The following is a 14,990-nucleotide window of genomic DNA, read 5'->3' on the forward strand; positions in this document are numbered from 1 at the left end:
CTTCGAACAGCAGGCCCGGCGGACCCCGGACCTGGTGGCGGTGGTGCGCGGCGCGACGACGCTGACGTACGCGGAGCTCGACGCGGACGCCAACCGGCTGGCTCGGCTGCTGCTCGGCCGTGGCGTGGGGCCGGACCAACTGGTGGCGATCGCCCTGCGGTCGGCCCGGTCGGTGGTCGCGGTGCTCGCCGTCCTCAAGACCGGCGCGGGGTACCTGCCGCTCGACCCGAACTATCCGATCGGGCGGCTGTCCTTCATGGTCGAGGACGCGGCGCCAGTCCTGCTGCTCGGCGAGCGCGAGGTCGCCGAGGCGATGCCGCACCTGCCGCTGGAGACGCTGCTGCTGGACGACCCGGAGATCACGGCCGCGTTGGCGGCGCAATCGGCCGATGCGCCGGTCGACGCTGACCGCGGCGGACCGGTGACCGGCGGACACCTGGCATACGTCATCTACACCTCCGGTTCCACCGGGCGCCCCAAGGGCGTCGCGGTCGAGCACCGCTCGGTCGCCATGTACCTGGCCTGGGCCCTGGACCGGTATCCGGCCCTGACCGGGCGGGTGCTGGTGCACTCGCCGCTCGCCTTCGACCTCACGGTGACCGGCCTGTTCGGGCCGCTCGTCTCCGGCGGGACCATGCAGCTCGCGCCGCTGGCCGAGGCGGAGTCCGGGGTGGCCGCCGCCGAGCCGGTGGCCAAGCCCGACTTCGTCAAGGGGACGCCGTCGCACCTGGGGCTGCTGGCGATCCTGCCGGACGAGTTCTCCCCGTCGAAGGAGCTGGTCCTCGGCGGTGAGCTGCTGGTGGGCGAGACATTGGACGCCTGGCGCCGCCGGCACCCGGCGGTCGCGGTGAGCAACGAGTACGGTCCGACGGAGACGACGGTCGGCTGCAGCGGCGTGCGTATCGAGCCGGGTGTCGCGATCCCGCCGGGTGGCCTGCCGCTGGGCGTCCCGGCCTGGAACACCCAGATGTACGTGCTGGACGCCTGGCTGCGGCCGGTGCCGACCGGCGTGACCGGTGAGATCTACATCGCCGGCGATCTGCTCGCCCGGGGATACCTGGGCCGGCCGGGCGTCACCGCCGAGCGGTTCGTCGCCAACCCGTTCGGTGCTCCCGGCACCCGGCTGTACCGGTCGGGCGACCTGGCTCGCTGGAACACGGCCGGCGAGATGGAGTCGATGGGCCGCGCCGACCACCAGGTCAAGATCCGCGGTTTCCGGGTGGAGCTCGGCGAGATCGAGTCGGCGGTCGCCGGGTGGGGCGCGGTGGCGTCCACCGCCGTGTTGGTTCGTGAGGACCAGCCGGGGCGGCGCCAACTCGTCGCGTACGTGGTGCCGGCCGACGGTCCGAACCTGGACGTCGCGGCACTGCGCGAGCACCTGTCGACGCGGCTGCCGGAGTACATGGTGCCGGCCGCCTTCGTCGAGCTGGCGTCCCTGCCCCAGACGGCGAACGGCAAACTCGACACGGCTCAACTGCCGGCACCCGACTTCGCCGCCCGCACCGGCGCCGCGGTGGCCGGCAACCCCACCGAAACGCTGCTCCAGCAGCTCTTCGAGGAGGTCCTGGAGCTGCCCCAGGTCGGCGTCGACGACAACTTCTTCGAGCTCGGCGGCGACAGCATCGTCTCGATCCAGTTGGTCAGCCGGGCCCGGGCGGCCGGGTTGGTCTTCACGCCGCGCGATGTCTTCCAGCAGCGGACGGTCGCCGGGTTGGCCCGCGTGGCCCGGCAGGAGGGGGTGGCCGTCGCGGAGACCGATGTCGCGGTCGGCACTGTGCCGCCGACGCCGGTGATGCACTGGCTGCACGAGCTCGGCGGCCCGGTGGACCGGTTCAACCAGTCCATGCTGCTCCAGGTGCCCGCGGGCGCGAGCCACGAGCAGTTGGCCGCGGTCCTGCAGGCCGTGCTGGACCACCACCACGTGCTGCGCGCCCGGGTGGTCGCCGGCGACGGCGACGGCGACTGGCACCTTGAGATCGGTGACGGATCCCCGGTGCCGGCGGCGGAGCTGCTGACCCGGGTGGATGCCGCCGGCCTCGAGGGTGAGCGACTCGGCGCGGCCATCAACGAGCAGATCGAGGCCGTGCAACGCAGCCTCAGCCTGACCGGAGGCGCGATGGTCCGGGCCGCCTGGCTGGACCGGGGCACCGACCGACCCGGGCGGCTCGTGCTGACGATCCACCACCTGCTGGTCGACGGCATCTCGTGGCGCATCCTGCGCCCGGACCTCGCCGCCGCCTGGGACGCCGTCGTCGCCGGCCGCAAGCCGCAGTTGCAACCCGTGCCGACCTCGTTCCGGCGGTGGGCGACGAAGCTCACCGAGCACGCGCGCAGCGCGGAGCGGCTGGCCGAGCTGCCGCTGTGGACCGAGATCATGCGGACGCCCGATCCCCGGCTCGGCAGCCGGGAGATGGACTCGCGGCTCGACGTCGCCCGCGAGGGACGCACGCTCGTGCTGCACCTGCCCACGGAGCAGACCGAGGAGCTACTGACGACAGTGCCCACGCTCTTCCGCGCCGGCGTGGAGGACGTGCTGTTGACCGGTCTCGCGCTGGCGGTGGCCGACTGGCGCCGCCGGCACCGGGCCGACGCGGGCAGCGCCCTGCTGGTCAGTTCCGAGGGCCACGGGCGGGAGCAGATCATCGAGGGCACGGACCTGTCCCGCACCATTGGTTGGTTCACCACGCAGTACCCGGTGCGGCTCGACCCGGGGGCTGTGGCGCGCGAGGAATGGGCGGAGGGCGGCCCGGCCCTGGGCGCCGCTCTCAAGTCGGTGAAGGAGCAGCTGCGGAGCCTGCCCGATCGGGGCATCGGCTTCGGCCTGCTCCGCTACCTCAACCCGCAGTCGCGGGAGACCTTCGCCGGGCTGCGGGCTCCCCAGGTGGGCTTCAACTACATGGGCCGGCTCTCGGCGGGCACACAGTTCGCCCAGGAGACCGTGGACTGGGGTGTGGCGCCCGAGGCGCTCGACGGTCTGGGTGGTGGCGGCGACCCCGGGATGCCGCTGGCGCACGCGGTCCAGCTGGACGCGACCACGCTGGAGCGGCCAGACGGCCGACAGTTGATGGCCCGCTGGTACTGGGCCGGTTCGTTGCTCGGCGACGACGAGATCAGGGACCTGGCGCAGACCTGGTTCGAGGCGCTCGACGGGCTGACCCGCCACGCCCGCCGCTCCGATGCCGGAGGCGTCACCCCGTCCGACATCTCACTGGCGGGCCTGAGCCAGGACGAGCTGGACGACCTTGCGGATGAGCTGGACTGAGGGAGCGAACCAGATGAGCAAGCCGAAGATCGACGATGTTCTCCCACTCTCGCCTCTGCAGGAGGGTCTGCTCTTCCACGCCGCCTACGACGAGGGCGCCTCGGACGTCTACACCGTCCAGACCATCTTCGAGCTGGGCGGCGAGCCGGACGCGGATCGGTTGCGCGCAGCCGGCGAAGCCCTGCTGCGCCGTCATCCCAACCTGCGGACCAGCTTCCGGTACCGCAAGTCCGGCGAGCCGATCCAGGTCGTGCACAGCGAGGCGGAGCTGCCCTGGCGGTACGTCGATCTGAGTGACCTGGACGAGCTGGAGCGGCCGGTCGAGCTGGAGCGTGTCATCGCGGCCGACCGGGACCGGCGCTTCGATCTGGCGCGGCCCCCGTTGCTGCGGTTCACGCTGATCCGCCTGGCCGACGGCGACCACCGGTTCCTGCTGACCAATCACCACATCCTGCTCGACGGCTGGTCGATGCCGCTGCTGGTGGCCGAGATGTACCAGCTGTACGCCCAGAACGGCCGGGACGAGGGGCTGCGCCGTCCGCGGGCGTTCAAGGACTACCTGGCGTGGCTGACGGCTCAGGACCGTGCGGCGTCCGAGCAGGCGTGGACCGAGGCGCTGGCCGGCGTCACCGAGCCGACGCAGCTCGTCCCGGCCGGCGTCCCCGCCGGTGCCGGCGACCCGCAGCGGTTCGAGGTCGAACTGCCGGCCGAGCTGGCGACCGGCCTCACCGCCTTCGCCCGCCGGCACGGCATCACCGTGAACACCGTCGTGCAGGGCGCCTGGGGTGTGCTGCTCGGCCGGCTCACCGGGCGCGAGGACGTGGTGTTCGGCACCACGGTCTCCGGACGTCCGCCCGAGGTGGCCGGCATCGAGGACATGATCGGCCTGTTCATCAACACCGTGCCGGTGCGGGTCCGGACGGACCCGGCGGAGCAGGTGGGCGAGTTCCTCGTCCGCCTCCAGGACGAGCAGTCCCGGCTGATGTCCTTCCACCACGTCAGCCTCGCCCAGGTGCAGCGGCTGACCGGCGTGGGGGAGCTGTTCGACAACATCGTGGTGTTCGAGAACTACCCGATCGACTCGGAGACCCAGCGCGCCACGGCCACCCACCTCAACGTCATCGAGGTCGAGGGGCGGGACACCGTCCACTATCCGGTCAGCTTCGCCGCGCTGGTGGGCAATGCGCAGTTCCGCCTGCTCTGGAGCTACCGCGCCGACGCGATCGTGCGCGAGCGGGTCGAGGAGATGGCGGAGCGGCTGGTCCGGCTGCTGGACCAGATGGTGACCCGGCCGGGCCGCGTCGGTGACCTGACGGTGCTGCTCGACCGGGAGCGCGCCGCCCTACTGCACGAGTGGCAGGGCGAGCTGCGTGCTCGGCGGCCCGGCGGCGTGGCGCAGATCTTCGAGGAACGGGTGCGGGAGAACCCAGCGGGTGCCGCGCTCGCCACCGACAACGCCTCGTTCACGTACGACGCGTTGAACGCCCGCGCGAACCGGCTCGCCCGGCTGCTTGTCGAACGCGGCGTCGGTCCGGAGACGGTGGTCGCCCTGCTGCTGCCCCGGTCGGTGGACCTCATGGTCGCCGAGCTGGCGGTGCAGAAGACGGGCGGTGCCTACCTGCCCATCGACCCGCAGTACCCGGCCCAGCGCATCGACCTGATGATCGAGGAGGCGCGGCCGGCACTCCTGGTGTCCGACGGCCCGGTGGAGGTCGCGACGCCGGTGGTCGACCTGTCCGATCCGGCGACGGCGGCGCGCGTCGCCGCACTCCCGGCAACCGACCTGAGCGACGCCGACCGGACGACGCCGCTGCACGGCGCGCACCCGGCCTACGTGATCTTCACGTCGGGCTCGACCGGTCAGCCGAAGGGCGTGGTGGTCACCCACGCCAACGCTGTGGCTTTCTCCTCGATCGCTGTCGACCAGCTCGCCGCCGATTCCGGCAGTGCGGTACGGATGCTGCAGCTCAGCTCGCCGAGTTTCGACATGGGAATCGCCGAGCGGATGATGGCGCTGCACGGGGGCGGGACGCTCGTCCTCGCCGGGCCCGGCACGCACGCGGGGGAGGAACTGGCCGGCCTGCTCAACCGGCAGCGGGTCAGTCACGCGGCCATCGCGGCCGGCGTCCTGCGTAGCCTGCCCATCGATCAGGAACTGCCGCACCTGCGCCTGCTGATCTCGGGCGCGGAGGCGTGCAGCGAGGAACTCGTGCAGCGCTGGTCCAGCGGACGCCGGATGATCAACGCGTACGGTCCGACGGAGGCCACGATCGGCTGCACGATCAGCGATCCGCTGGCCGGCGTCGGCAACCCACCCATCGGCCGACCGATGCTCAACACCCGCCTGTACGTCCTGGACGGAAAACTGCGCCTGACACCCCTCGGCGTCGTCGGCGAGTTGTACGTCGCCGGGTCCGGCGTGGCCCGCGGCTACCTGGGACGGCCCGGTCTCACCGGCCAACGGTTCGTCGCTGACCCGTTCGCCACCCACGGCGCCCGGATGTACCGCACCGGTGACCTCGTGCGCTGGCGTCCCGACGGCCAGCTCGAGTTCGTCGGCCGCGCGGACGACCAGGTCAAGATTCGCGGTCACCGTATCGAGCTGGGCGAGGTACGGGCAGCCGTGACCCGGGCGGCCGGTGTGTCGCAGGCCGCTGTCGTCGCGCTCCCCGGCCTGTCCGGTGCCCGGCTCGCCGCGTACGTCGTACCGGAGGATGGCGGCGCCCTCGACACCGTGGCCCTGCGCGCCGAGGTGGCGGCCATGCTGCCGGAGCACATGGTGCCGTCGGTCTTCGTCGCCCTGGACGCGCTGCCGCTGACCGCGGCGGGCAAGCTCGACCACCGGGCTCTGCCGGTGCCGGAGCGGGCCGACCCGGCCGCGAGCCGGGCGCCCCGCACCGAACCGGAGCGCGTGCTGTGCGAGCTGTACGCCGAGGTGCTCCAGGTGCCCCGGGCGGGTGTGGACGACGACTTCTTCGAGCTGGGTGGCGACAGCATCGTCTCGCTCCAACTGGTCAGCCGCGCCCGGCGGGCCGGGCTGGTGCTCAGCCCACGTGACGTGTTCCAGCACAAGACGCCGGCCGCCCTGAGCGCGGTGCTCTTCCCGGTCGACGAGGAACCCGCTGCGGAGCCGGCCGCGCCACCGGTCGAGGAGGCGCCGGCGGTGTCCGGCGACGCCCTGGGCGACGTGCCGCTGACGCCGATCATGCACTGGCTGCGGGACATGTCCGGCCCGATCGACCGGTTCAGCCAGGCCATGTTCATTCCGGCGCCGCCCGACCCGGACGGCCGTGCCACCGGTGCCGCGGTGCAGGCCATGCTCGACCACCACGACATGCTGCGCGCCCGCCTCATCCGTGCCGACGGCTGGGCGCTCGTGGTGCCACCGTCGGGTGCCGTCCGGGCCGAGGACTGCCTGCGCCGGGTCGAGGTCGCGGGGCTGACGGACGAACGGCTGCGCGCGGTCATGACGAGCGAGTGCGACGCCGCGCTGCAACGGCTCGCACCGGACGCCGGCCGGATGATCGAACTGGTCTGGTTCGACGCCGGCCCGGACGAGGACGGCACCCTCTTCGTCCTCGCCCACCACCTGGTCGTGGACGGCGTTTCCTGGCGCGTCCTGCTGCCCGATCTGGAGTCCGCCCGGGAGTCGCTGTTGGCCGGTCGGCGGGTCGTGCTCGCCCCGGTGCCCACCTCGTTCCGGGCCTGGTCCCTGCTCCTCGCCGACCATGCTCGCGACACCGCCGTGGTGGCCGAGCTGCCGGTCTGGATGCGGCGGCTGCGCGGCGCCCAACAGCCGGTGGCCCGGCGGGCGATCGACCCACGTCAGGACCTGCTGTCCCGCGCGGAGCAGGTGACCGCAGGACTGCCGGTGGAACTCACCGAACCACTGCTCGGCGCCGTGCCCCGCGCGTTCGGGGTCGGCATCAACGAGGTCCTGCTGACCGCGCTCGCGGGCGCCTTCGGCGCGTGGCGCTCCTCAAGGGCCGCCGAGGCGCGCGCCGACGCGTGCACGGTGCTGGTCGACGTGGAGGGTCACGGTCGGGAGGAGATCACCGACGGCGTCGACCTCTCCCGTACGGTCGGCTGGTTCACCAGCATGTTCCCGGTGCGCCTGGACACGCCGACCCAGCCGTGGGACGGCCGCGACGAGGCGATGGCGGCGATGGCTGGCATCCGCACCCAGCTGCGCGACGTCCGCGACGGCGGGCTCGGGTTCGGGCTGTTGCGCTACCTGAACCCGGACACCGAGCCACTGCTGGCTGATCTGGGCCGCCGCGAGATCGGCTTCAACTACCTCGGTCGGTTGGGTACGTCCGATGGCAGTGACGACGACGACGACACGGGTGGACTCGGCGGTGGCGCGGACGACGGCATGCCGTTCAGCCACGCGCTGGAGATCAACGCCGTCACCCGGTCGTACCCGGACGGGCCCCGCCTGTCCGCGACGTGGACCTGGCCGCGGGACATCTTCGCCGAGGAGGACGTCCGGTTCCTGGCGGATGCCTGGTGCGCGGAGCTCACTCGGCTCGTCGGCCTCGTCGACCCCGCGGCGGTGCTCCGCTCGCACGAGGGCGCCCTGGTCGAGCTCTCCGCCGCCGACCACGATCACCTCGACGCCCCCGACGTACGGCCCGAGGACGTGTTGCCCCTCGCTCCTCTCCAGGAGGGGCTGCTGTTCCACTCGGTCTACGACCGCGAGGGACTGGACCCGTACATCACCCAGTTGGCTCTCGACCTCGAGGGCGAACTGGACCGGGACGTCCTGCGCCGGTCGGTCCAGAGCCTGCTGCGGCGGCATGCCGGCCTGCGCTCCGGCTTCCGCTACCGGGCGTCGGGTGAACCGGTCCAGATCGTCGCGGACCACGTCGCGACGCCGTGGGCCGAGCTGGACCTGCGCGACCTGGCGCCGTCGGAGCGCGACGAACGGCTGGCGGCGGTCCAGGCCGACGAGCACGCGCGCCGCTTCGACCTGGACCGGCCGCCGCTGCTGCGCTTCCTGCTGGTCCGCCTCGGCGAGGCCCGGCACCGGCTGATCTTCACGAACCACCACATCCTGCTCGACGGGTGGTCGGTGCCCCTGATCATGCAGGACCTGTTCACGATGTACGCGGCGGGTGGCGACGACGCCGACCTACCCGAGGTACGCCCCTACCGTGACTACCTCGCCTGGCTCACCACCCGGGATCGGGAGGCGGCCGTCGATGCCTGGCGTCGGGCGCTGGGCTCGTCGCTGGAGCCGACCCTCGTCGCGCCGGCCGATCCCCAGCGGCGGCCGGTTCGACCCGAGCGACTGGTCAGCGAGATACCCGGTGAGGTGACGGCCCGGCTCGCCGAGGCGGGTCGCCGGCACGGGCTGACCATGAACACCATCGTGCAGGGTGCCTGGGCGGTGCAGCTCGCGCAGTTGACCGGCCGTGCCGAGGTCGTCTTCGGCACCACCGTGTCGGGCCGGCCGCCGGAGATCCCGGGTGTCGAGTCCATCGTGGGCCTGTTCATCAACACGTTGCCGGTGGTCGCCCGGGTTGACCCGGCGGCCACGCTCCTCGAGACGCTACGGACCCTCCAGGACCAGCAAGCCGAGCTGCTGCCGTACCAGTTCCTGGGTCTCGCCGAGATCCAGCAGTTGGCCGGCGGCGGTGAGCTGTTCGACACCACAATGGTGTTCGAGAACTACCCGGTCGACGAGGAGAGCCTGGGCACCGCGGCCCGCGGGCTGGGCGTGGTCGGTGACGAGAGCCGCGAGGCGACCCACTATCCGCTCGCGCTCCAGGTCAACCACGAGGGTACGCGGATGCAGGTCCGCTGGGACTTTCGCGCGGACCTGTTCACCGAGCAGGAGATCGACCGGATCGCCAGCCGGTTCGTCCGGGTGCTGCGGGCGATCGCCACGGCTGCCGAAACGCCCGTGGCGCGGCTCGACCTGCTGGAGCCGCTGGAGCGCCAGCAGGTCCTGACCGACTGGAACGACTGGCGGGATCGGGTCCGGCGTACGTCGTCGGCAACCTTCACCGACCTGTTCGACGCCCGGGTGGCCGCCGACCCCGAACGGCTCGCCCTCGCCGACGGCGACGCCGAGTTGACCTACGCCGAGCTCGACGCCCGAGCCAACGCGTTGGCGAGGCTTCTGATCGAGCGCGGCGCCGGTCCCGAACTGGTGGTCGCGGTCATGCTGCCCCGGTCGCTGGCCTCGGTGGTGTCGATGCTGGCCGTGCTGAAGTCCGGGGCCGCGTACCTGCCGGTGGATCCGACGTATCCGACCGACCGGATCACGTACATGCTGACGGACGCGCGGCCGTCGCTGGTGCTGACCACGGAGGACGCCGACGAACTCCCGGTGTCCGTCCCGACGCTGGCCGTCGGTCCGCTGGGCGCCGTTGCCGGGTGGACGCCGGACACCGCGCCGGTGACCGCGGCCGAGCGGGACGGACTGCTGACGCCACGCTCCGCCGCGTACGTGATCTACACCTCCGGGTCGACGGGGCGCCCCAAGGGCGTGCTGGTCTCGCACGCCGGCATCGCCGACCTCGCGGCGGCGCACCTGGAGAGTTTCGCCGTGGTGCCGGAGGACCGTGTCCTGCAGCTCGTCTCACCGAGCTTCGACGTCGCTTTCGCCGACGCGGTCACGGCCCTGCTGCACGGCGCGGCACTGGTCCTGCCCCGCGACGACCTGGAGTTGGTCGGCACCGACCTGGCCGACCAGATCGAACGACTGCGGATCAGCGTTGTGCTGTTGCCCGCGGCGCTCCTCGCCACGCTGCCCGAGCGGGAGTTGCCCACCCTGCGCTGCGTGGCCATCGGCGGCGAGAGCGCCCCGCCCGGGCTGGTGGAGCAGTGGGGTGTCGGCCGGCGCCTGATCAACGCGTACGGCCCCACCGAGGCCACCTGCACGGTGACCGCCAGCGGGCCACTGTCCGGCCGCACCAGCCAGGTGATCGGCCGCCCGGCGATCGGGAAGACCGTGCGCCTGCTCGACGCCGCACTGCGCCTGGCGCCGCCGGGGGTCGCCGCGGAGCTGTACGTGACCGGCGCAGGTCTCGCCCGTGGCTACATCGGCCGGCCGGCCCTGAGCGCCGAGCGCTTCGTGGCGGACCCGTACGGCCGTCCCGGCGAGCGCATGTACCGCACCGGTGACCTCGCCCGCTGGACCCCGGACGGGCAGTTGGAGTTCGTCGGCCGGGTCGACCACCAGGTGAAGGTGCGCGGTTTCCGGATCGAGTTGGGCGAGATCGAGGCCGTGGTCGCCGGGCACCCCGCTGTCGGCCGGACCGTGGTCGTCGTCCGCGAGGACGTGCCGGGCAACCGGCGGATCGTCGCGTACGTGGTCCCGTCGGCGGAGGCGCCGAACGACTTCCCGGTCGACGAGGTACGCGCCCTCGCGGCCAGTGCCCTGCCGGAGTACATGGTGCCGGCGGCGTTCGTGCAGTTGTCGGAGTTTCCGCTCACCCCCAACGGCAAGCTCGACCGACGGGGTCTTCCCGCGCCGGAGGCCGGCGGGGAACCGGCCGGACGGGAGGCGGCGACCTTCGCGGAGGCCGTGCTCTGCCAGCTCTACGCCGAGGTGCTCGGGCTGTCACGGGTGAGTCCCGAGGACAGCTTCTTCGCCCTGGGTGGGCACTCCCTGCTGGCGACGCGGCTGGTGAGCCGGCTCCGCTCGGTGTTCGGCGTGGAGATCGCGGTACGCGCGGTCTTCGAGTCGCCCACACCTGAGGCGTTGGCCACGGTGCTGGAGAGCGCCGCGGCGGCCCGGCCGCCGGTGCTGGCCGAGGACCGCCCGGACGACGTCCCACTGTCCTTCGCCCAGCAGCGCATGTGGTTCCTGAGCCAGATGGAAGGCATGCCCGGCGTCTACCACATCCCGCTGCCGCTTCGGCTGCGCGGACCGCTCGACCGTGCGGCGCTGCGCGCCGCCCTGATCGACGTCGTGGGCCGCCACGAGAGCTTGCGCACCGTCTTCGACACCGGCCAGGGCCGTCCCCGGCCGCGTATCGTCCCGGCCGGTGCGGTGACGCTCGACCTTCCCGTCGTGGACGTCGCCGAGGAGGAACTCGACAAGGCGGTGCAGACCGCGGTCGCGGAGGACTTCGACCTCAGCGCCGCGATCCCGGTGCGGGCGACACTGTTCGCTCTGACGCCGCAGGAGCACGTGTTGCTGGTGGTCATCCACCACATCGCCACGGACGGCCAGTCGATGGCCCCGCTGACCCGGGACCTGGACACCGCGTACCGGGCGCGGATCGCCGGGGCGGCTCCCCGGTTCACGCCGTTGCCGGTCCAGTACGCGGATTACAGCCTCTGGCAGCGCCGACTGCTCGGCAGCGAGGACGACCCGCGCAGCCTGATGTCGGGCCAACTCTCCTACTGGCGCCGGACGCTGGCCGATCTGCCGGCCGAAGTGCCGCTGCCGGTCGACCGGCAGCGACCGCAGCAACCCACCAACGAGGGCGGCACTGTCGAGTTCGAGGTGCCGGCCACCCTGCACGGCGAGCTGACCGAGCTGGCCCACAGGGCCAACGTGAGCCTTTTCATGGTGGTACAGGCGGCGATCAGCGCGCTGCTGCACGGCCACGGCGCCGGCGCCGACATCCCCCTCGGCACGGTCGTCGCCGGGCGGGACGACGCGGCGCTCGACGAGGTCGTCGGCTTCTTCGTCAACACCCTCGTGCTCCGTGCCGATCTCGGCGGCGACCCGACCTTCCGGGAGCTACTCGACCGGGTACGCGCCACCGATCTGGCCGCCTTCGCCCACCAGGACGTGCCCTTCGAGCGCCTGGTCGAGGTGCTCAACCCCGCTCGCGTGGCCGGGCGCAACCCCCTCTTCCAGGTGCTCTTCACGCTCCAGAACGCGGGCAGCGGCTCGGTGCGGCTGGGTGACCTGGCGGTGGAAGGCGTGACGGCACGCTCGTCGGTGGCAAAGTTCGACCTCTGCCTGGTGTTCGAGGAGAACCGCACGGCGGACGGTGCCCCGGACGGTCTCGACGTGGTCGTCGAGTACAGCGCCGACCTGTTCGACCGGGTGACGGTCGAAGGGCTGTGCGCGCGCCTCGGCGAGCTGCTCGCGGCCGTGGTCGCCGAGCCGTCGCTCCGGTTGAACAGTCTCGACCTGGTCGGCGGAGCGGAACGCGCGCGGTTGATCGCCTGCGGGGCCGGCGCCTCGGCGGAGACCCCGGGCACCATGGTGAGCATCTTCGAGGATCAGGCCGTGGCGTCCGCCGGTCGTCCCGCCCTGTCGCAGGACGGCGCGGAGACGTCGTACGCCGAACTCAACGACCGCGCGAACCGATTCGCCCGGTTGCTGGTGCAGCGGGGGATCGGCACCGAGGCGGTGGTCGGCCTGCTCTATCCCCGCGGTGTCGACCTGGTCGTGGCCGAGTTGGCGGTGCTCAAGTCCGGCGGCGCCTACCTGCCGATGGACCCGAACTACCCGCCGGAGCGGGTCGCCCTGATCCTCGGTGACGCCGGGGCCTCCATCGTGGTGACGAGTTCCGACCTTGCCGGGTCGGTGCCCGCCACCGTGCCGACAGTGGTTCCGGAGGAACCGTCCACGGCGGCGCGCATCGCCCAACTCGGGTCGGAGAACCTGACCGACGGCGACCGGCTCCGACCGCTGCGGCGCGGCAACTCCGCGTACGTCATCTACACCTCGGGCTCGACCGGCAAGCCCAAGGGCGTCGTGGTGACCCACTCCAACGTCGTGAACTACCTGACGGCGGTGGGGCGGGAGCAGTTGGGCGCGGACCCGCGGGACGTCCGGGCGGCCCAGCTCGCCTCCCCGAGCTTCGACATGGGCGTCGGTGAGCGGTGCATCGCCCTGTCCAGCGGCGGCACGCTGGTGATCGGCTCGTCCGGCGAGAACAGCGGAGCGGCACTCGCGGACTTCCTCGAGCGTGAGCGGGTCACGCACGCGCTGCTGGTGCCGGCGGTCGTGGCGAGCATGCCGCAGCGTGAGCTGCCACACCTGCGCCACCTGGCGGTGGGCGGCGAGATGGTCGGCGTCGAGGTGGTGACCCGCTGGTCGGCCGGGCGAGAGCTGCGCAACGTCTACGGTCCGACCGAGACCACGGTCATCTGCACGGTCAGCAGCCCGCAGTCGGGACCGACGCCGCCACCGATCGGGCGGCCGACCCTCAACACCCGCCTCTACGTGCTCGACGACCACCTGCGCCTGGTTCCGCCGGGCGTCCCGGGTGAACTGTACGTGGCCGGTCCCGGTGTGACTCGCGGCTACCTGGGCCGCCGGAGTCTGACCGCGCACCGGTTCGTGGCCGACCTGTTCGGCGACCCCGGCACGGTGATGTACCGCACCGGGGACGTGGTGCGGTGGCGGTCCGACGGGCAGTTGCACTACGTGGGTCGGGAGGACGCCCAGGTCAAGATCCGCGGTCACCGGATCGAGATCGGCGAGGTCGAGGCGAACCTCGGTCAGCTGGCCGGGGTGTCGCAGTGCGCGGTGACCGCCCAGCACGGGGCGAACGGACCCCGGCTGGTGGCGTACGTCGTGCCCGAGCGCGGCGGCGAGCTGGACGTGGCCCAGTTGCGCCGCGATGCGGCCCGGCTGCTGCCGGAGTACATGGTGCCGGCGGTGTTCACCGTGCTGGACGAGCTGCCGCTGACCACGGCCGGCAAGGTCGACCGTCGGGCCCTGCCGGACCCGGAGCCGGTCGTGGCCGGCGACGGGCGCGGACCGCGTACCCCCCAGGAGGAGCTGCTCTGCGAGCTCTTCGCCGAGGCGTTGGGCGTCGACCGGGTGGGCATCGACGACAGCTTCTTCGCCCTGGGCGGCGACAGCATCACGTCGTTGCAGCTCACCAGCCGGATCCGGGCGGTCCTCGGGGTGCGGGCGGGCAACCAGACCATCTTCCGGGCACCGACGGTCGCGGAGCTGGTCGACGTGATCAACGAGGGAGGGGAGAAGCCGTCGTCCCTGGAGGTCATCCTGCCGCTGCGTCCGGCCGGGGACTGGACACCGCTGTTCTGCATCCACGCGGCCGGTGGTCTGGGCTGGCTGTATTCGGGCCTTCTCCGGCACATCCCGGCCGACTACCCGATCTACGGCGTGCAGTCCCAGGGAGTCGCCGAGCCGGCACCCCTACCGTCGACCATCCAGGAGATGGCGGCCTCCTACGTGGACGCGATCAAGCGGGTGCAACCGGACGGGCCCTACCGGCTGCTCGGCTGGTCGATGGGTGCCCTGGTGGCGCACGAGATGACGGCAGAGCTGCAGCGGCGTGGCGACGCCGTGGACCTACTGGTCAACCTGGACCAGATCCCCATGGTGCTGGAGGCGGTGCCGACGAGCGAACACGACATCCTCGCCGCGGCGCTGCGCTTCCTCGGCCTCGACCCGGCGGAGTTCGGCGAGCGGCTGGACTTCACCGAGGTGAGCGCTGTCCTGAGTCGGGGCGGCGCGGCTCTCGGCGCCATCACCGAGGATCAGTTGCGGCGTCTGAGTCTGGCGGTGTCGAACAACTTCCGGATCGCCGGTTCGGGTGAGCCGCTGCCCCGGGTGGAGGGGGATGTTCTGCTCTTCGTGTCGCAGGACTCCGACACCGAGCAGTGGGAACGGACGATGCGGCAGGCCGTCACCGGCCGGGTGGATATCCACGAAATCGAAAGCATGCACGAACATCTGCTGCGGCCGGGGCCGTTGCAGGTGATCGCCGACGTGATTCTCCAGCAGCTGGACAAGTTGGAGGCCGAGCGTCAATGAAAGCGGTTCGGAAATTCA

Annotated in this window: 1 protein-coding gene and 2 pseudogenes; all 3 read left to right on the forward strand. The window is 72.2% G+C overall.

From position 1 onward, the window contains the following. Positions 1 to 46 precede the first annotated feature (46 nt). A pseudogene (locus ACLQ28_RS15105) lies at positions 47 to 1,447 on the forward strand (amino acid adenylation domain-containing protein); the annotation flags it as partial. A gap of 105 nt (positions 1,448 to 1,552) precedes the next feature. Next, a pseudogene (locus tag ACLQ28_RS15110) lies at positions 1,553 to 3,262 on the forward strand (condensation domain-containing protein); the annotation flags it as partial. Between the two features lie 13 nt (positions 3,263 to 3,275). After that, positions 3,276 to 14,972 carry an amino acid adenylation domain-containing protein gene (locus tag ACLQ28_RS15115; RefSeq protein WP_425686896.1) on the forward strand — a complete coding sequence of 3,899 codons (11,697 nt, stop codon included), beginning with the start codon at positions 3,276 to 3,278 and terminating at the stop codon, positions 14,970 to 14,972. Positions 14,973 to 14,990 lie beyond the last annotated feature (18 nt).

It is taken from the genome of Micromonospora sp. DT201 (assembly GCF_049841575.1).
GTDB lineage: Bacteria > Actinomycetota > Actinomycetes > Mycobacteriales > Micromonosporaceae > Micromonospora.

Excerpts from the sequence above, each read along its gene's own strand:
- ACLQ28_RS15115 (WP_425686896.1), top strand. The coding sequence starts at position 3,276 with ATGAGCAAGCCGAAGATCGACGATGTTCTCCCACTCTCGCCTCTGCAG.